Origin of the sequence: Pleionea sp. CnH1-48, from assembly GCF_024124665.1 — a bacterium.
Lineage (GTDB): Bacteria > Pseudomonadota > Gammaproteobacteria > Enterobacterales > Kangiellaceae > JAMXSB01.
This window is the reverse complement of sequence record NZ_JAMXSB010000002.1, coordinates 571,983-591,118: the sequence shown is the minus strand read 5'-3', so window position 1 is coordinate 591,118 and position 19,136 is coordinate 571,983. Positions and strand designations below refer to the sequence as shown.

13 protein-coding genes are annotated in these 19,136 nt (G+C 43.0%); 6 read left to right on the top strand and 7 right to left on the bottom strand.

What is annotated here, in order from left to right:
• Window positions 1-121: 121 nt before the first annotated feature.
• A complete protein-coding gene (locus NH399_RS05075; protein ID WP_253037477.1) occupies window positions 122-1,015 on the bottom strand; it encodes an HDOD domain-containing protein in 894 nt (297 codons plus the stop codon).
• A 544-nt stretch (window positions 1,016-1,559) separates the two neighbouring features.
• Here NH399_RS05075 and NH399_RS05070 point away from each other — a divergent pair.
• Window positions 1,560-1,874: a hypothetical protein gene (locus NH399_RS05070; protein ID WP_253037475.1), complete on the top strand. Its 315-nt coding sequence runs from the start codon at window positions 1,560-1,562 to the stop codon at window positions 1,872-1,874.
• A gap of 91 nt (window positions 1,875-1,965) precedes the next feature.
• Here NH399_RS05070 and NH399_RS05065 read toward each other — a convergent pair whose 3' ends face one another.
• The gene (locus NH399_RS05065) at window positions 1,966-3,705 is read right to left on the bottom strand and encodes a methyl-accepting chemotaxis protein (RefSeq protein WP_253037464.1); all 1,740 of its coding nucleotides are present in this window, start codon (window positions 3,703-3,705) and stop codon (window positions 1,966-1,968) included.
• Between the two features lie 705 nt (window positions 3,706-4,410).
• Here NH399_RS05065 and NH399_RS05060 point away from each other — a divergent pair.
• Window positions 4,411-5,436 carry a hypothetical protein gene (locus NH399_RS05060; RefSeq protein ID WP_253037462.1) on the top strand — a complete coding sequence of 342 codons (1,026 nt, stop codon included), beginning with the start codon at window positions 4,411-4,413 and terminating at the stop codon, window positions 5,434-5,436.
• A 575-nt stretch (window positions 5,437-6,011) separates the two neighbouring features.
• Window positions 6,012-8,384 (top strand): hypothetical protein, encoded by a 2,373-nt coding sequence (locus NH399_RS05055; RefSeq protein WP_253037460.1) that lies wholly within the window; start codon window positions 6,012-6,014, stop codon window positions 8,382-8,384.
• 361 nt (window positions 8,385-8,745) lie between these two features.
• Here NH399_RS05055 and NH399_RS05050 read toward each other — a convergent pair whose 3' ends face one another.
• Window positions 8,746-10,704 carry a GMC family oxidoreductase gene (locus NH399_RS05050; protein WP_253037458.1) on the bottom strand — a complete coding sequence of 653 codons (1,959 nt, stop codon included), beginning with the start codon at window positions 10,702-10,704 and terminating at the stop codon, window positions 8,746-8,748.
• A 310-nt stretch (window positions 10,705-11,014) separates the two neighbouring features.
• On the opposite strand from NH399_RS05050, the gene NH399_RS05045 reads away from it, so the two are divergent.
• Window positions 11,015-12,169: a serine hydrolase gene (locus NH399_RS05045; RefSeq protein WP_253037457.1), complete on the top strand. Its 1,155-nt coding sequence runs from the start codon at window positions 11,015-11,017 to the stop codon at window positions 12,167-12,169.
• Window positions 12,170-12,259: 90 nt separating this feature from the next.
• Here NH399_RS05045 and NH399_RS05040 read toward each other — a convergent pair whose 3' ends face one another.
• The 4 genes from NH399_RS05040 to msrP form a co-directional block, all read right to left on the bottom strand.
• The gene (locus NH399_RS05040) at window positions 12,260-12,607 is read right to left on the bottom strand and encodes a plastocyanin/azurin family copper-binding protein (protein ID WP_253037456.1); all 348 of its coding nucleotides are present in this window, start codon (window positions 12,605-12,607) and stop codon (window positions 12,260-12,262) included.
• Window positions 12,608-12,628: 21 nt separating this feature from the next.
• Window positions 12,629-13,678 carry a cytochrome-c peroxidase gene (locus tag NH399_RS05035; RefSeq protein ID WP_253037455.1) on the bottom strand — a complete coding sequence of 350 codons (1,050 nt, stop codon included), beginning with the start codon at window positions 13,676-13,678 and terminating at the stop codon, window positions 12,629-12,631.
• A gap of 157 nt (window positions 13,679-13,835) precedes the next feature.
• Window positions 13,836-14,528, bottom strand: a complete 693-nt coding sequence (locus NH399_RS05030) for a sulfite oxidase heme-binding subunit YedZ (RefSeq protein ID WP_253037454.1) — start codon at window positions 14,526-14,528, stop codon at window positions 13,836-13,838.
• Between the two features lie 18 nt (window positions 14,529-14,546).
• Complete coding sequence (gene msrP / locus NH399_RS05025) at window positions 14,547-15,413, bottom strand: protein-methionine-sulfoxide reductase catalytic subunit MsrP (RefSeq protein WP_253037453.1); 867 nt, start codon at window positions 15,411-15,413, stop codon at window positions 14,547-14,549.
• A 394-nt stretch (window positions 15,414-15,807) separates the two neighbouring features.
• On the opposite strand from msrP, the gene NH399_RS05020 reads away from it, so the two are divergent.
• Both NH399_RS05020 and NH399_RS05015 read left to right on the top strand, forming a co-directional pair.
• Complete coding sequence (locus NH399_RS05020; RefSeq protein WP_253037438.1) at window positions 15,808-16,521, top strand: c-type cytochrome; 714 nt, start codon at window positions 15,808-15,810, stop codon at window positions 16,519-16,521.
• Window positions 16,505-19,096 (top strand): methyl-accepting chemotaxis protein, encoded by a 2,592-nt coding sequence (locus NH399_RS05015; protein ID WP_253037436.1) that lies wholly within the window; start codon window positions 16,505-16,507, stop codon window positions 19,094-19,096. Before NH399_RS05020 ends, NH399_RS05015 begins: the two co-directional genes overlap by 17 nt.
• Window positions 19,097-19,136: the final 40 nt, after the last annotated feature.

Here is a 19,136-nt window from a genome sequence, read left to right as displayed (position 1 = left end):
TTTAACTGATGTTGAAGTCGTTGAGAAAGCTCACCACAAGTGGGTTGTTAAGATTGATAGTAAGATCTGGTTTAAGCTAGTTACAGGATTTTTTACCCTCTCTATTGATAAGTGAGCCTGGTTATACCTTCAGGTTACTGAATAAATCTTTGAAAAAATTAATGTCCTTATCAGAAAGCCCCAAGAGAAGCATCTCACTCTCTGCGACTTCTTCGGTAATTAAATTATTTTCAAGGAGCATATAGATTTCGCTTACTCTATTAGAAATATCTAGCATACGCCCTAAAGCTGAAGATGGCTTATTCGTCTGCTCTTCTAGTGCTTTTATGACCTCTGGAGGGAGAGCCCATTCTTTTGCCACCATTGCGGAAACATCAAGAGAATACTGAGTCATTAGCTTCTTAAAGACGGTTCCTTCTGGTTTTCCATCATTGGCTGTTCTTTTAAATGATTCAACGATGACAAGGAAGATAAGTATTTTTCCAATATCATGTATCAGGCAAGTAAAGTAAGTTAAAAATTTGTTTACATGTATGCCCCGGCTGAAGTATTCAGAAACCATTGCGGTTTCAATGGAGTGCTTCCAAATTATGTCACCAAACGCCTTAAAGTACATTGGCTCAATTTTAATCGTATCTTCTGCCAATGCAGTCATTGCGATATTAGATATACCTTGAATACCAAGAAGAGATACAGCATCGCTAAGGCTGTTGATTTCTTGGTTATTCCGATTGTAATACGAGCTATTGGCAACGCTAACTACTCGGCCTGCCAATGAAGGTTCTTTTTCAATAACTTTAGATATGTCTTCAAAAGTGATGTCTTCTTCTCCAAGCTTGGCGATAAGATCACATAACACCTTAGGCAAAGGCTTTATATATTGACCAATACGTTCCTTTCCCCACACAGTGAGCCCGACTTGTTCGTTAATTGCTTTTTCTGTCGGGTTTAATGCTTCGGTATTACTTTTACCGAAAAGAACATCATAAAACGCAATTTCAAAGTCAATTACCATATCTCGCATCTCCTTTAAGGCTACTTAAGTTTAGACAATAAAGTGACATTGAAGGAGCTAAATAAATGTATTTTGGAATTAAAGGCAGAGTTCTCTACTAACGAGAGCAGAGCCTTTTAAAGAGAGGCTTTTTAATAACTGAAATCGATACTCTAGCGAGTACAGCGAACATTAGATTCCTTATGGTAAAAGAAAAGCATGCCGTGTCGATTCTTATTGTTGAGTTTAGCTGCAATCTTTATAAATCTCTTTATGTGGTTTTTATTATTGAGAGCTCAAGTAGCGAGTCATAATGGCAGCAAATCATTAGCTACTTTTGCAATGTGAGTCATGTTCTACACTATCGATCCTACCCAGTTGGGGGGTGCTTCATATATTTCTAATGTGTCATCCTCTTGTCCTCAAATGTTGAAATCACCATTTGAAGTCAAACTTATCCGGCTGTGATAAGCAAAAAAAGAACTATATGATTTTATGAATCTAGGAGAAAAAAATAAAATCAAAAACCTTATCTCTCGTTAGCGTTTTAACCGTTTTTCTTTCTATGTCATTTTCGACGGCTTTTGCCAATGACTCAGTAGTAGAGAGTGTCTCTAACTTTGTTGAGCTTTCTGGTGTCTTGAGTGCTGAAAATGCTGCCAAGGATCTCATTGCTGAGTCTGCTGCTAAGTGTGGCTCAATTTTAAACATCTTGTCTAAGATAGGTGGGGCTGATAGCTCTTCTTCTGATGGTTCTCCCTTATTTGATATTACACAGGCAGAAGAAGCCTCTTTTTGCAGTAAGTTCCCATGTGCTCCTGGATGTGGCAGAACCTTCTGTCAATGTTACCCTGGTGCGCCTTGGTGTAATTCTCAATAGTATTTGAAAAAAGCATCAGAGCATGAAGTGCATGTTCTGATGCTTGTCTAAAAGTCGGTTACTTCCTTAATTCAAAAAAAGAAAACAAGCACTAAACCACTTTCATGTGAGCGACAGCATTAACGATCTCGTCTGTGTTACTCACCAAGTCTTTGAGTAGGGGCTGTAATTCTCGGACTTTATCATTCATTTCGTTTGATAAGCCTTTAACATTAGTAATGTTGCGACTGATTTCGTTGCTGACTGTAAGTTGCTCTTCGGTAGAGGAGGCAATCGAAGAGTTCAACCCATGAATTTCTGACGCTGACGACTGGATCGATTTGAGTGCTTGACTAGCGCTGCCCATATTGTCTCTGGTTGACTTCATTTTATCGGCGCTACGTTCAATGGTTGTGGTCGAGGAGTTGGCTTTTTCTTGTAGCATAGAGATCATGGATTCAATTTCTACTGTGGATTCTTGTGTGCGTTGTGCCAGTGAGCGAACTTCATCGGCGACCACAGCAAAGCCGCGACCTTGTTCTCCAGCTCGCGCAGCTTCGATGGCAGCATTGAGTGCTAGCAGGTTTGTTTGTTCTGCAATCGATTTGATGACTTCTAGGACATTGCCAACTCGATGTGTTTCTGAGGTTAACTCTGCAATGGTCTCGGCAGTTTGGCCGAATTCGTTTTCTAATACTCCAAATTCGGCTTCAGTACTTTGAAACGTTGATAGTCCCGTTGTAGCTTCGCTTTCAGTACTGGCTGCATGAGCTTCTGCTTCGGATGTACTGTCAGAAACTGTCGCCAGAGCTGCGGTCATTTGTTCCATCGCACTGGCCGCCATTTCGAGTTCACCGCCTTGTTTATTTGACAGTTGAGCATTGGTAGAGCTCACCGCATCAATGGCTTTTGATACCTGAGTAATTGAAGAGGTCACTTCGTTAATTTTCGTTATGGTGCCATTGTAGTTATCGAGTAAATTATTGATCGCAGAGCCAATCATGCCCAGTTCATTTTCTGAATCTACATGCAGCCGTTGCGACAAATCCGAATTGCTGTCAAATTCGTCTAAGGATTTGGCCATACGAACAATAGGCTGAGTAACTTTTAAATGAACAATATAATAACCCGCACCCGCTGCCGCTAATACGATGACCATCAACAATGTGCCCACCCATACAATGAGCTGAACTTCTTCTTCTGCTTCTATGAGTTGACTTTCTGTTCTGCTCTCTAGCTTCTTGAAAAACTCATCGATGGGTCGCATTATCTTGGCTTTTTCTTGATGGTATTCTTTACTGTGCAACAAGGCGATGGCCATTGCAGGATCGGGCTCACCACTTAAAGTATAGTTGCCACTCGCATCAGGAAATTTACCTTTCACCGCGTTCATAGCTTTGACTTCCATACCAACCAGACCATCAGAGTTGTTCTGCGCTTCTTTAAGGCGGGCAAATTCATCTTCGGTAAACCCCAAGTCTCTCATCATTTTTTGCAACTCAATTCTTTTACCATCTGGTTTCGGTTTGTCACCATAATTAAGAACAAGATCCCAGTAGATAAGATGATACTTGTCTGGACGGGCTTTTTTTCCGTTCCGGATATCCAGGATGTCCATGTACATTTTTTCGTACTGTTCGTCCCCTGTGACCACATAAGTTCGTCCCAGGCGGGTCAAATCATCGGAGCTTTGTCTGAGTTCGTCGGCTGTCTGGTAGGAGTGATAGCGAATATCTGCCAAACGATCGACTTCCTGCAATAAAACATTGAGTCGGATGACAACGAGAATTGCGACGGCAACACACACACCAATCGCCAAAAAAACACCACGCATCATCGTATTTATATTCATTTTGTTCCTCTTACTTTGGCCTGCTTAACGACACGGACGCAGTTGCTGAAAATGTGTCGAATATATTGTTTTTCATACTGATTTCGCATCAAGCAACATGATTCGAAGCCCTGCCATAGACTAAAAATGCTATTGAGTAGCCTGACACTCGTGCTTTGATTAAGGGTAGGCGATGATTAAAAGATTGAACAGGTCGTCTCTATCTAACCTGCTAAAGCCAGATAGAAGAGTTTCTTAGGTGAATTAGAAGTGTGGTTGTCTTTTGGAAGGTATTTTCAGCTCTTTTGAACAAGCCAAAGAGCAGCGTATCAAACTATTCGGGATGTGAACTTTTTGTCGTTACCAATAATGAATATTACCAAAAGCGATGCTTTGTGTTGTTAAGTGATATATCTGTCGTTATTATGCGCAGGTTAAATATTGAGCAGGATTGAGTATACCTGCATTTAACAGAGCTTTTCTGGAAGTAATGTTAATAATATCAAGTCTTTAGGGCTATCTGATCAGAGCAATAAAATTTTGAAAGTTATTTTTCAGGTGCTGAGTAATCATCTGAAAGTTTTCAATAGTACTGCTTACATTATTCGATAAGCGATGATTTACTCCGATAACTTTTAGATTTCACCTAGTTAAAGATGTGCTTATAGGTGAGTACTGTTAAAAAATTTAGATGTTCAAACTTTTATGGTTTGTATGAGGTAACTTATGAAAAAACTAATCATGGCATGTGTGATCTCGGTAGCTAGCGCGAGTGCATTTGCATCGGATGCGGCATGGGTTTTTGCCCATAGGGCCAATAGTGAAGCAGCGATTAATGCGGCTAAAAATGACTTGGGAATCAATGCTATTGAGATTGATGTTTCTCATGTTGAAGATGTGCCCACGAAGAAGCGATGCTCCGAAACCTGGTGTGCATACCATAGCGGAGACAGTGACTCGACAAACTTATCGACTATTTTATCCTTGATCAACAACAACCGACATTTAGGAGCTGTTTGGCTGGACTTAAAGTCCACAAGCAGAACCGAAGAAGATTACGTCGAGCTGGTTAAGACGGTAAAGGGGAGTTTAGGAACCGGGCTTGGTACGGTAAGAAAGTTCTGGGGCGTTTGGCCTGCAAGTAAGTTAAATACTGATTATGTGACTACTGTCAGGCATAGCTGGGACTATTTGGGGGGTAAGGACGAAAATCTTTTTATCATTGAAGCCGACAGCAATAGTGATACTTATACCGCCGATAAGGAGTGTAAGAAGTGGGGACTTCAATGTGGCTTATCGACAGGTAATCCATTCATTGGAGACTTAGGTACTTCTTCCGGGCCATCCTGGGACATGCAGAACATTAATTATCTTAGTGGGGATATTAAGAACATGTCTAATATCAACTCCGTCTTTATGTGGACCTTTAATTGGTCGGGCCCTTACGAAGACGATATGATGCGATTGCTGTTTGGTCATCGAAGCTACTGGGAATACCTGGCTGGTTGGGAATGGCAATGTGGTCAAGAAGGTAATGGCGTTATCGTGGGTGCAATGAACAGCGTTTATTATGGCAACTTTTGTTCTGAGACTGATGGTGAAGATGCGTGTTCAACAGCGCTATCGGCTATTGCGAGTGGACCTAACTATGCTGGAAATCGTTATTCTAACATTGGTGCGCCAAGAAACAGTTATCAATCTGCATCGGCTCACCGTTGCGATGCTTATGAATATAATCCGCCAGCTGAATAGTCGTAACTCATCAATATAATCTCCTTGTTATCGGTCTCTATGATTCGATAATCAAGTAAACGGTTTAGCTTCTCCTAAGTCTGAGAGAGCTAAACCGTACTATGTTTTGTCTTTCTGCAATATTCCATTCACTTTCTATGCAATTAAGCTTCGTCTTTATTTTGTTAGCTAAAAGACGAGTCAGGGTTTTAGCTATTGATGGTGTTAGGCGCTACCTTTTAAATAAAGCCTTCTTATCTCCAGTCTCTGTGTTTGCTTATTCTTTCAGAAAGATGACATTTCTCACCCTTAAAGCAACAAAAGATCTCAAACTTTAAACCCTATATACCAAAGGATTTTTTGACCTGGGTATTTTGCTATTGTGAGCCTGCTTTTAATAGTCTTGCGACGAATCTCAAATAAAAATTCAACACTGGCTCTCGTTAAAAGTACTCCAGAGAAGGAGTGTAAATAAGGGATTTGGGCTGATTAAAAGCTTGGTTTTTTGATGTTGGAACAGGTGGGACGCTCTTTTAAAGAAACCAATAACAAGTAAAGCAAGCACAATGATCTTTAAAAGGTTAAGGAGGGTTTTTATGCGTATAAAAAACAGTATCGAGTTACTCGTCGGCTTATGTTTAGTTCAGCTTAGCTTCACCCTTGAGGCTGAGGAGTCTATTACCAACGATATTGGTGCCGATCTCGATAGCGTACTTGAGTATGAGCGTTTGATTGATGAGAATGGCTTTACCGCTTGTGACCATTATTTTGGTTGGTCGGGGCTGGAGCCTGTGACTACCTCAGAGCAAAAGCGTCTTTGTGGAAAATACCAGTTCTTGTATGAGCACTGGAGCACTGTCGGTATTCCTAAGACATTACTGCAATTTAATGAAAAGTGGTATCCCGAATTCTTTGGTGATGAACTGAAGCACTTTGGTTATTTTCCTGATAAAAATCCAAAGAGAATCGTGTCAGATATTGTGCCTGTGAGCGCAGGTGAATGTATGGAAACCGAAAAAGTCTGTACTGTTCGATTTTTTGGTACTTGCCTTTCAGAAGAAAACCTGTGTGTACGAATGGCTGCAAACGACGGTTGGCAAGAAGTGTTTACGCAGGTAGAAGACGACCAGTTGCCTGTGGGTTTTCAATTAGGGCCAAAACGAGCATTAGGATTTGAGTCAGCGTCTTTTGCCTGTGCGGGTTGCCACATGGGCACGTTAAATGATGGGCGTTATGCCATCGGTATGGCCAACAAAAATCTTAACTACGGTCAAGTTTATGCCGGATTTAACACGCCCCTGCAAGCCACTATGATTGGTCTTACTGATTTGCTAAACAAACCGGTGATTGGCGATATCATTAATCAGGCTATTAGTGGTATTGATGGATTACCAGAAGGCTTTCTGGATGGTTTAAGATTACATCCTGGCATGGCGTTTAATGATCCTTCCACCTCGCTATCATTTTCTCGCGAAGAATATCCTGCAATGATGAGAGATGTTAAGCAGGGAACTTGCTACCACAAAGACAACGGTGATTTTATTCGTTGTGATCATCGTCATGAAGAGCGAGGACCAGAGCATTATAAAGCACAAGCAAAAGCTATGTTTGAGCAGTTGACTCAAGAGTATGATGGCTTTAGTGGTGTCAATAAATCCGACTGGCCGATGGCAATGAAAGAACTCATGGGTGATGCTTATTGTATGCCTGCGCCTTTTAAGCCTTCGGATTGGGGTGGAGATGACTCATTAAGCTGGGGGCAATTCAATATTGGTCTTTCGTTAGAGCAAACCGCCCAAAATATGATGGAAGCCTGTAAGGGGTTGCGTTGGAATGTGTACTATTGGCAGGAGTTTGTTCAATATCTTATGTCGATGGCCAGTGCTGATGCTGGGGCGGTTGCCTTCCCCAGTCTGACGGACCAAGAGATGATGATTAATGCTGGATTTAATGTCTTAGACTTTTTGATTCCTCCTCAGTCTGATGACGGTGTTTATACCATCAGCCGAATTCCTAATGTGGTGGGTATTCCAAGTCATGAAGAGTTAGCGGCTCACGGTAATATGCATACCGAGTCTGGTGAAGTAACGCCCATGCTAAGCCTTGCTGGTAATGTCACCAGTCTGGAAAAGTTCGTGCGCGGGTTTATTTTGTTAAGCGGTTCGGTTGATCCTCGATACGTTCGTTGCGAAACTCCTGATATTGTGGGTAACTGGGATGCCAGACCCGATGAAACTTGCGAAATTATTCCTGAGTCTATTGAGCCATTATTGGGCTATATCTTGAGTTTAAAGCCACCTAAATCTTTAGGTAATGTGGAAGAAGTTAATACTCAGGGTGAGCAGTTGTTTGCACAACAATGCGCAAGTTGTCACGCGGGACCAAAACATGAAACGACAGGTGTATTTTTATTTTCTGAGCTTGAAAAAGAAGGGCTGGCTTCGATGGACACTTGCCATGATGGTGAACTGACCGTTGGCTGGACAGAAGAAGAGGTTCCTCAACCTATTTATAATCATTGTCGACCAACCTATGACACAACCGAGTCGGTAAAATATCTTGGCTTTATTGGTACTGACCCTACTTATTCTCGCTTAGGAAATCCTGATCCTGCGACAGGAAAGCCTAGCGAAACGCCAGAGTTAGAAAGTGATACGGTGGCATCGCAAGGTGTTAAAGGTCAACGACTGGTCGGTGTACGTTATAAATCTGAGTTGTTCCATCATGGGCAACTTCACTCATTAGAAGATGTTTTGTGTGGCCTGGGAACTCATCGTGAAACTGTAGCTCAGCGCGCTAAAAAAGCTTGCCTGGTATACGATCTGGATTCGGAAGAAGGTCTCGCCGCTTATAAGAGTGGACAACCGATATGTAAGCAAGAATGGCGGCCTTACGCAGGACATGAGTTTGGTTGTAATAACACTCCATCAGATAAGGCCGCGTTGCTTGAGTATCTGCGGAGTTTATAAAAACGAAAACTCTATCATTTGAGTTTTCTTCTAAAGTAAAGCCCCTTCATGGGGCTTTTTTTTACTGTTGTTAAAAGTGTTTCGTTGGCTAATCGCGGATAATAGATTGCTCAAATCTTAGTTGATGATATTTTTTATTGTAGGGAAGAGTAGTGAGGTATAAGGAGGTAAGTAATAATATGAATAAGCTAAGAACTGAACTTAATATCTTGGACTAAAACCGCTATTTGTATTTTGACGAACAAAGTGATTCTTTATAAGCGTATGATTAAGAGAGTAGAGAAGAAACAGCCAGTTGAGAGTAATCACTGGCTGTGTGAGTAAAGTGATGAGTGAGGTTGTGTTTTACCAAGAGTGATTGCTAAGCCTGTTGTCTTGCTTCCGCTAATATCACATCGGTTGCTTTTTCGCTGATCATATAAACAGAAGTCACGATAAAGAAGCCGGGAATATAAGGAAATACCGATGCATCTACCACTCGTAGGTTTTTCGTACCATGGACTTTAAAGTTACTGTCTACGACAGCTTTAGGATCGCCAGCGATTCCCATTTTATTGGTACAGGAAGCATGGTGTCCCCAGGCTTCTTTTTGGGCATACTCTTTAATTTCTTCATCACTTTGGTGTTCTGCGCCGGGGAACACTTCTTCAACAACCCAGTCTTGCGCGGGTGCTCGGTTCATAATACTGCGACAGGTTTTTACTCCTTCAACAACGGCTTGTAAGTCGTCACCAGAAGCATCATTGCCTTCATCAAAATATTTAAAGTTAATATTGGGAACATCTTGAGGATCGTTTGAGTTCAATCCTACATAGCCTGCATTGTTGTTGGTGTGGCCCTTTAATACTAACCAGGTATATTCTTTTAAAATATCGGGGTGACCCATAGAGTAGCCGGGAAAGTAACCATTGAATCGACCGGTTACGCCAAAAATAAACAAATCAGGATCTTCCATCTCTGGTTTAGAACGTTTCACCAGCGAAAGAGTGGTGCCATTGCTGGCGTAGGCTCCAGGATTCCACCAGCGCTCTTTGTAGCGCTTCATGCAAGGATCATCGCCCCAACCAAAGGTGCAGTTTTTTAACGATGGCAGAGTCTCGGTGAGTCGATTGACGACGCCCACTTCGTAACGATCTTGTAAGTTTTTACCAACGCCTTGTCGATCAACTTTTACTTCAATATTGTGTCGTTGTAATTCTTCGGCAGGGCCGATACCTGATAACTGAAGTAATTGCGGACTATTGAATGTGCCACCCGCCAAAATGACTTCGCGCGTGGCTCTTACGTCTCTTTTGGTGCCTTTGCTAGAAGCTTCGTGTAGGGGATCGGCTCGATACAAACGGCTGCCTTCTAAATATTCGACACCGATAGCGGTGTTGTCATCGTCAAGCAATACTCGAGTTACTAAAGCGCCTGTGCGGATCACCAACTTGTCGGGGTATTGAGCCTGAGTGCTAAGCAGATATTCGCGCACGCCATGTCGTTGATGTCGTCGGTTAGTAGACTTTGCTGGAAAATACGCACCTTCTTCACCAAAAGCAACGCGCCAGTGATTAATGTCTAGTGGATTGCCTGCCAGTATTTCGTCGAGGAAGTTTTCTAATCCTGCTTCTGCCAAACCTGCCTGAGTCATGCTGTTTAAAATCGGATCTTCCATAAGCGAACGGATGTCGGTGGTATTGGTTCTCAACCAGCCATCAAAACCATGTCTTGAAGGATTATAACCAAACCAGGGCCGCGGCAAATATTGGCAATGTTCGAGTCGTTCAAAGTAGCGACGCATCTTGTAAGCATCCCAGGAATCATCGCCAGTAATGTCGGCAATGCGGTTAAAATCGCTGTTATGAGGATAAACCGTGATCATGGCATGGTGGGTGGTGCAACCGCCAATCGTGCTGGCACGAGGGTAGTAAATACCTTTGCCAGGAACATATTTGGAATCTGCTTGTTGGCGTTCAAGATCGGAGTAATGCTTTACATAAAAAGCCCAGCTGGTTCTGGGATCTTCGGACGAGTTGGGATGAAAGGCGGGGATGCTATAGACATCGTCACTGGGATCATTATCACCCGCTTCAAGCAAAAGAACGCGATGGCCAGCGCGGGCTAAATTGGCTGCTAAAGGGCCGCCACCCGCTCCAGACCCAACAATAATGTACTCAAACTCTTCGTTAACAAACTCGATGCGGCTGTTACTTAATCCTGAAGCCAGGCCTGCATTAAATAAACTGATTGCTGCCGTTACTTGTGCTGTTTTTTTGGTGAATTCTCGCCGAGTGACTTTGTGCTTATGCGTACTCGAGTTTGTTTTTTTCTTTGTCATTGCTCTGAGCCTATTAGTTGGGTTTATCCGTATCTCAACTGTAACAACAAAGCCTGTGGCAAAAAAAACGAAATTCTCGCGATTATTCCATTACGTGATGAATTTGAACGGCCAGTAAACACTTTGATACTCTTGGTCAAATGTTTGGTCATGCATTTTCGAAGGACTATGCAGTGATGATGGTAAGAGAAAAAGAAATCTTCAGATAATCAAGTTACCCTACACAGACAACACGTTGTCGACACGGTGTTGACGAGTCCGCTTAAAGTGTTAACTATAGAGCCAATAAACAAGCTCAAAAGGATTTTTAATGAAGTTAAACCTATTTCTATTTGGCAGTATGAAAGTTTGTATGGGCTTACTGCTGATACTTATTGCACCGGGAGGATTAGCTGAGACTCTCTTAGAAAAAAAAGCAGCCAAACAGTTTGAAAAACAATTTCAGCAGTCCAACTGGAGACGCCAGACCCTGACCGATCGCATGGCAGCTCATGATGTGCCTGGTTTAAGTATTGCAGTACTAGACAACGGGCAACTCGCCTGGGCGAAAGGTTATGGCTTAAAGCAGGCGGGCACTCAAGATGCTGTGGATACTAATACGGTTTTTTCTGTTGGTTCGGTGAGCAAAGTGGCCGCAGCAGTAGCATCACTGCGTTTGGTTGATCAAAACAAGCTGAATTTAACGAAAGATGTGAATCATTATTTACGCAGCTGGAAAATACCTTCGAACCGTTATACCGAGCAACAGGTCGTTACTCTGCGGCATATACTCTCCCATACGGCGGGGTTTAATGTTCACGGATTCAGAGATTTTCAGCCGGGCGAGCCCTTACCGTCAACTTTAGATACTTTGCTTGGACGTGCTCCTGCCAAACATAGTGCGATTGAGGTGATTTTTACTCCAGGGAGCGATTTTAAATACTCTGGTGGTGGCATCACGGTCGAACAACTGCTGATTGAAGACATTACACAACAACCCTTTGTAGAAGCTACCCAGAACTTGGTTTTTAAACCTTTGGATATGGTGCGCTCTACTTATCTTAATCCTATACCAGCGAGTTTTAAAAACATTGCTAAAGCGCATGGAGCCGATGGCAAGCCAAGAGCTTTGCCGAGAGGATGGGAAGCAATGCCTGAGATGGCAGCCTCGGGCTTATGGACGACACCCAGCGACCTCAGCAAGATGTTGTCGGCACTGGTTGCATCTTATCGAGGCGAGCGTGATACCTTTTTGAGTCAGGCGCTGGTAAAGAAAATGATGACTCGCGTAGAACCCAGTCGTTATGGATTAGGACCTCAGCTGACTCAGGATGGTATTTTTTATCACGGTGGATCGAATGAGTCTTATAAGGCGATGATGAGGGTGAGTCTTAAAACAGGCAACGGCTATGTTATTTTTACTAATGGTGCTAATGGCCGAGATTTGATTCGTGAAGTTGCTGAAGTGCTGAATCAACCTTTGTAGTTGATAAGAACAATAACTGTTGATTTCATGCTGTAAGAAGTGTGCATACACAGGTCGTTTGGGTTCCTGTGTATGCCGTTTTAATTGAAGCTATTTAACTTCAATAACCATTTTCATATTGGGGTGAATGGCGCATTCGACTTCAACGGTGCCTGCTTTATCAAAAATGACAGGGCGAGACTCTCCTTTAGGGAATGATCCTAAGTCGAAGAACTTGGCATCGGATAAACTGAATACGTTATGAAAGAAGGGATCGGCATTTTCGAAATGCACAGTGTCGCCCACTTTGACTTGCAGTGTTTCTTTATCGAAAGCCTTATCTTTTTGCAGAACCTTAAAGGTTTCGCTATAGGCTACCGTCGAGAACGCAGACAGTATCAGGACTTGCAAGGTGAGCTTGCTCTTACGTTTCCAGGCATTTAACTTTATACATTTCATGAATCTTTTCCTCTAACTTTTTTACATAGGAAGTAAGGGCAGTTCAAACTTCTTGGGTGGTGTTGTTAACTTTTTCATAAAAGCAACAATGGCGGCTTTTTCTTTATCGGTAAGGTTAAGTTGCTTCATGTTAGGTGATAAGTTGGTTTTTACTTTTCCGCCAGCAGCATAATGATCCATCACTTCTTCTAGAGTGGTTGATGACCCATCATGAAAGTAGGGCGCTGACAATGTGATGTCTCGTAGCGTAGGCGTTTTAAAAGCGCCTTTCATTAATCGTAGTGGGCGCTCTGTATAACGCCCCATATCAGGGTTTTTATCTCCCCAGGTAGGCAAACCGATATTATGAAAACCATCATCGGTAAAATTAGGAGCACTATGGCATACAGCACAGTTACCTTTATCGGGATTAACAAAAAGTTTAAATCCTTCTACTTCTTGTTGGGTGAGGGCCTTTTTGTCGCCCTTGACCCAGCGATCAAAAGGAGAGTTGTTACTAATAATCGTTCTCTCGAAGCTGGCAATGGCTTTAGCGATGGTATCTTTGCTGATCCCTTCGCCGGGGTAAGCGGCTTCGAAAGCATCTTTGTAAGCGTCGGTGTGATTAATTAAGTTAAGCAGCTCGGTGAAGTTTGTTTGCATTTCAACGCTGGCTTCCATAGGACCAACGGCTTGATCTTCGAGAGATTTTTTGCGCCCATCCCACATTTGAATACTGTTGTAAGCTGTATTAGTAACGACGGGCGTTGCACGTCCTAGCACCTGACTTTTAAAGCCTTTGGCAGTGGGCAGCGCATCAGACCATCCCAGTAATGGATTATGGCAAGTTGCGCACGACATGTTGCCGTCACCACCAATTCGAGGATCAAAAAATAAAACTTTGCCTAGCTCCACTCGTTCTTTTGTTGGTTTATTGTTTTTGGGATAGGGAGGAGTGTCTGGGAGTAACCATTCTTGTAAACTCTCGTGCCCAGCTTTAAAGGTCATTTCGTGGTATTGTTTGGCGTAAGACACTGAGTTAAATGCAAGCAGAGCACCAATAAGGGTTCCTGCTACAGCTTTTATTTTCATCTACTCACCTCGAGATATTTGGTCGGCTTTCTGTGTTATTTAAGCTCTTAGTCGCCTCGTGTTATAAGTATCGCTGTGTATTTGAGGCTCTATTTCACTACTTTAGTGTAGATGGCTTTGGGAGCATTTCAAAAAAATCAGCTTTGTTTGTTAGCCGTTACTTCTTTCTTACGGCCATCATTCCGGTGTCGTCATTTCTACGTAATTTTGGCAAGAGCTTAACAACGATTCTGTGGCCTAAAAGCAGTATGATGATTGCGGCATAGACATAAGGCAGTTGATCCGTCGGCTTGCCTGATAGCAGGTAGTGAAATCCTGCCAGTAAGGCGAGGGGATAGACCAGCCGATGAATTCGGCGCCACCAACGCTTAAGCTTTTTTTGCATCCACTGGGGCGATGTTAAAGACAAAATAAGCAGGATAATCCAACTTACGAATCCTACTTTAATCAGATTGCGCGCATTTAACTCCCACAGTAGTTCTTCAACAATCCAGTCGAGTTCCAGGTGTAAGTAAATCGCTGCGTGGACAGTACAATAAAAAAAGCTGTATAGACCTAGCATGCGGCGAGTACGTATGAGTAGGTTCCAGTCCGACAGTCGCTTGCCCCATTTGATCGTCTTAAATTGTCTAAAAAGAAAGGTTAACCAGCGTCGAACGGGTGTAATGGCAAGACTTAGCAACAAAAATATCATGGTCGAGTGACCCGATACGTTCATCAAGGCTTCGAAGGGATTAATCCCCAAATTGTCATAGTAATAAGCATGTACCATCCAACCCAAAGGAAGGGCGCTGATAATAAAAATAGCTATCCTGATGGATTTATGATGACGGTTAAGATTAAAGCTCATTAACGATGGGGCTTCCTGTTAGAAGTGCTTAGATAAATCCATGCCTTTGTACAAATGAGCAACCTGATCTTCGTAACCATTAAAAGGCAGTGTACGAACTTTTTTTAATTCACCCAGAGGGACTTCTCGCCGTTGACTCCAGCGAGGATGAGGAACCTCTGGGTTAACGTTAGCATAAAAACCGTATTCTGCAGGGGCAACGCTATTCCAGGTGGTTTGGGGTTGTTCTGCGACCAGTTCGATTTTGGCGATGGCCTTAATGCTTTTAAAACCGTACTTCCAGGGAACGATCAAGCGCAAGGGAGCACCGTTTTGGTTAGGTAAGGGTTTGCCGTACATACCATTAGCGATCAAGGTCAGAGGGTGCATGGCTTCATCGAGGCGTAGCCCTTCAGAATAAGGCCAGGGCAGGGTGTTTCGTCGTTGGCCGATCATCTCTGATGGACGCTTGATGGACTCAAATCTTACGTACTTTGCAGCACTGGTGGGCTTAGCTAACTCCAGTAACTTTGCGAGCTCAAAACCTTGCCAGGGAACGATCATCGACCAACCTTCGATGCATCGAAATCTCAAAATATGAGTTGCCGCCTGAGGAAGAGAGGCTAACGAAATGGATAGAGGATTGTCGACCAGACCCTCGATGCTCAGGGTCCAAGGCTCAGGCTTAAAGTCTTTTGCGATTATATGAACGAACTTTTTGTTGGTCGAGAATTCGTAGTAATTGTTATAACGCGTTGCTTTTGCTTCGTCCGTTATCTTTAACTTGGAAGCCGCGGATACCGAAGCCAATGGCAGGCAGCTTAGCAAGCCCGCTTGTACGGCTTTGCGAATAAACTCTCGACGAGTATTAATCATGTGCTCAGGAGTTATCGGTTGTGACTTCATGCTCGCTTGAATGACTCGAAACCAGTGGATTTATGATGGTTATAAGTATAGATGAGAAAACCAACAGTCTGGGTTGTATTTTCTGCGCTTACTTATTGGATTGTTTAAATAAAGTTGGCATTTTTAGGGGGACTATCTACGCTTTAGATAAGAAGAAATCGCCGTCCTTTTTAAGCGGCTATCTCTGGCTGGCAAATGAAAAATAACCAATGCCTATTGAGGAGAATCAATGCAGTATCCGTCAATAAATTCCCCACCGCATTCTATCACTTGCCCTAATTTTTGCTATCTGCTGATAGACTAAGGAGTTTTATCCTTGCTTAGGTTTGCGTATGAATGCTCGCTTTTATTGGTTTTAAACCTGAGCGGCTGGCTGCAGTATAGCGTATTGAGAATGCGTAACTGGGCGTTGGTTTGGACTGCGCTAATGGCCGGTATGGTTTCTGCTGCTTCTGAGCAATTAACTCAAGACGCTATGTATCGTAATGCTGCGCTTATTTATCAAGAACGTTGTGTCTTATGTCACGGTAAGCAAGGATTTGGTCTCGGCTTGTTGCCCACCTCGGTAAAAAATTATCCCAACACAAATCTTCATAAATTGCGTCACGGTGATTCTTTGGAAGATATTAAAAAGAACATTGCTCTGGGAGCCAAATTATCAAAAATCGATGACAAAATGCCGCCCTGGGATGAAGAGCTGACAGTTGAGCAAATTAATGCTTTAGCGAAATACGTAAAACTGCTCGTTGAAGAGTCAACAAAAGCCTACAGTTATCAAAAAGATTTAACCAACAAACAAAGTGTTTCTGATGCGGCGGGTAAGAATGCTTATAAACGCTATTGTGTTCAGTGCCATGGTGAACGAGGTCGTGGTGATGGACGTATGGCTAAAATTATCAAAAAGCCACCACCAGCCAACCTGGCTGCCTCGTTAATGCCTGATGCTTACTTAAAAATAATCATCAAAAGAGGAGGGGAAGCCATAGGGCGTTCTCCTCAAATGCCACCCTGGGGGAGTGAACTCACTGAGCAACAAGTTGACTCCATTATTCGTTACATCAATATTTTGAGAAAGGACACGCTCAAGCCTCATGAAAAGCGTCAATAATAAACCCAAACGCTCGGTTATTCGGCAGCTAAGAGCGAGGTTTATTGCTCTGCTATTAGTGTTGGTTAGTGGTATCTGCATTCTTGCTGCCTGGGGTGGACGAGAAATCTACCTCGAGAACGGCAAAGTAAAGTCGGCAATTACCATTAATAAGGTTCGTTTGACGTTGGCGAATGAGGCGAAGCTCTCTATTGTGACCATGGCAGCCGCTCGTGCTAACTTAATTGCAGCGGATCAACCTCGAGAAATTAAGTTGGGAGCGGTTGCGACTATTGGCGCTTCTTCAAAGTTAGAAGAGGCCATCAGCAAATTAGCTAAGGTACTCGACTCCAAAGAAGTTAAGCAGTTAGTGACACTGCAGGCTCAGCTTCGACCTTTATCGCTGGGAGTGATTCGAGCAGGCAGAAAAAACAATGATGACTTGGCAATGCAGGAGCAGGCAAAGTTATCACCCCTGCAAAAAGAATTTGAAGCATTAGCATTAAAAATTGTCGATCTCGAACAAAAACGGCTTGATGGGGTGATTAAGTCTAATGAAGAGGCCATTGTGACGCGTTTGGAAACTCTCGGTGGTCTAATGGCCGCGATAGCTGGTGTCGGCCTTCTTATCACCGTGCTTTTGGTATGGCGAGCAACTAGCGGGTTAGCCAAAGGACTAAATGTGGCTGTGGATGTGGCCAATAAAGTCTCGACGGGCGAAACCTCTGAAGTGAGCGAAACCGAGCGTGAAGATGAAATTGGGCTCTTGATGCGTTCGTTGGATCGAATGCAAAATGAATTGATCGCAAAGTTTGAAAAAAGTGCCAAAGAAACATCGAGCTTGATGAGCGCACTTAAAGTAGCGAACACCAGCCTGATGTTGGCAGACAATGAACACAACATTATCTATATGAACGAGTCTGTGCGAAAGATCTTTAAGACTCATCGAAGTAGTTTTGAAAGTGCATTAGAGTCTTTTAGTGTCGATGAAGTGGAAAGTACAAAAATTGATGTGTTGTTTAATGATGCGAAAGGTCAGGAGTTATTAACTCCCACGGTTGATCAACCTAGAAAGCTTCGTACTCACTATGGTGAAAGCACCTTCGATATTGTTACCAATGTGGTATTAGGTGCTGATGGCGAAAGAATTGGAGTCATTGTCGAGTGGAATGACTTAACCGAAGAGTTGGTAAGAATGGAGTTGGAACAGCGTGAGGCTGCAACCAATCTTCGTGTAAAGCAGGCATTAGATAACGTCAGTGCCAGTGTGATCGTTGCGGACGAAAACAATCGTATTGTTTATACCAATCAATCGGTACTGGAAACTTTAGCTAAGGTATCTGAACATCTTGGTTCAGATACTCTTGGCCAGTCGCTAACACTGTTTGATCCTTTTGTAGACAGTTCAGAGTCCTTATTGCATCCATCAAATAATCAGCGTTGCAATCGAGCTCATATAGGAGAGCGGCACATTGATCTTACTTTAAATCCCGTGCTTACCGATGAAGGCCAACAAGTGGGTGCTGTTGTTGAGGTTGTGGACCGCACCGAAGAACTGGCCATTCAATCAGAAGTTGATTCTATTGTGAATGCAGCAAGAATGGGAGATTTGTCGAAGCGAATTACACGGCGTAACGAAGAAGGTTTCTTTGCTCAGTTAAGTACTGGCTTAAATGAAATGTTTGATACAACGTCTCAGTTTGTTAGAGAGATGGGGGATGTGTTTAAAGCCATGTCTCGTGGTGACTTAATGATCTCGGTGTCAAAAGACTATCATGGTGAACTCAAACTAATTGCTGAGGATGTTAATAATACACTTATAAAGCTTCGTGAGACACTCGGTAACATAAGTGCAACCTCGATGGAGGTGAGTCAAACGTCTATTCAAATATCCGATGGCAACAATGCACTCAGTACTCGAACAGAAAGCCAGGCCAGCGCTTTAGAAAAAACGGCCGCCAACATGGAACAGCTGACATCCATTGTCAGTGTTAGTGAGCAAAATGCGATTGCGGCTTGTGAAGCTGCGAGTGAAGCTAAAAATAAGGCACAATCGGGAGGCAGTGTTGTAAAGCAGGCGATTACCGCAATGGATGATATTTTGGTCGCCAGCAAGAAGATTAACAACATCATTGGAGTGATTAATGACATATCGTTCCAAACTAACTTATTAGCGCTTAATGCGTCAGTAGAAGCTGCACGAGCAGGGGAGCAGGGGCGTGGTTTTGCTGTGGTTGCGGGTGAGGTGCGCTCTTTGTCTCAGCGTTCTGCTGAAGCAGCAAAACAAATAAAGGAGCTGATCACTAACAGTGTTCAGAAAGTGGATGCAGGTTCATTATTGGTCAACGAATCCGGAGCGACCTTAGATGAGATTGTTGCATCGGTTGAGACCGTATCCCGTTTGATTGAGCAAGTCAACGAGGCGGCTAGTGCGCAAAGTTCTGGTATTAATCAAATAGATCAGGCCATTCGAGAAATGGATGGGATGACACAGAAAAACGCAGAGCTGGTTCAAGAAACCTCTGTGGGGTCAAACTCGTTAGCCGATCAGGCGAAAGATATGACGCGATTGGTAGGCTTTTTTAAAGCTAACTAGGTGATAAACCTCTTAATTCTCAAATTCTTTTAAAATTTAA

Coding starts and splice junctions, on each gene's coding strand:
- NH399_RS05075 (WP_253037477.1), bottom strand. CDS start 1,015: ATGGTAATTGACTTTGAAATTGCGTTTTATGATGTTCTTTTCGGTAAA.
- NH399_RS05070 (WP_253037475.1), top strand. CDS start 1,560: ATGTCATTTTCGACGGCTTTTGCCAATGACTCAGTAGTAGAGAGTGTC.
- NH399_RS05065 (WP_253037464.1), bottom strand. CDS start 3,705: ATGAATATAAATACGATGATGCGTGGTGTTTTTTTGGCGATTGGTGTG.
- NH399_RS05060 (WP_253037462.1), top strand. CDS start 4,411: ATGAAAAAACTAATCATGGCATGTGTGATCTCGGTAGCTAGCGCGAGT.
- NH399_RS05055 (WP_253037460.1), top strand. CDS start 6,012: ATGCGTATAAAAAACAGTATCGAGTTACTCGTCGGCTTATGTTTAGTT.
- NH399_RS05050 (WP_253037458.1), bottom strand. CDS start 10,704: ATGACAAAGAAAAAAACAAACTCGAGTACGCATAAGCACAAAGTCACT.
- NH399_RS05045 (WP_253037457.1), top strand. CDS start 11,015: ATGAAGTTAAACCTATTTCTATTTGGCAGTATGAAAGTTTGTATGGGC.
- NH399_RS05040 (WP_253037456.1), bottom strand. CDS start 12,607: ATGAAATGTATAAAGTTAAATGCCTGGAAACGTAAGAGCAAGCTCACC.
- NH399_RS05035 (WP_253037455.1), bottom strand. CDS start 13,678: ATGAAAATAAAAGCTGTAGCAGGAACCCTTATTGGTGCTCTGCTTGCA.
- NH399_RS05030 (WP_253037454.1), bottom strand. CDS start 14,528: ATGAGCTTTAATCTTAACCGTCATCATAAATCCATCAGGATAGCTATT.
- msrP (WP_253037453.1), bottom strand. CDS start 15,413: ATGAAGTCACAACCGATAACTCCTGAGCACATGATTAATACTCGTCGA.
- NH399_RS05020 (WP_253037438.1), top strand. CDS start 15,808: ATGCGTAACTGGGCGTTGGTTTGGACTGCGCTAATGGCCGGTATGGTT.
- NH399_RS05015 (WP_253037436.1), top strand. CDS start 16,505: ATGAAAAGCGTCAATAATAAACCCAAACGCTCGGTTATTCGGCAGCTA.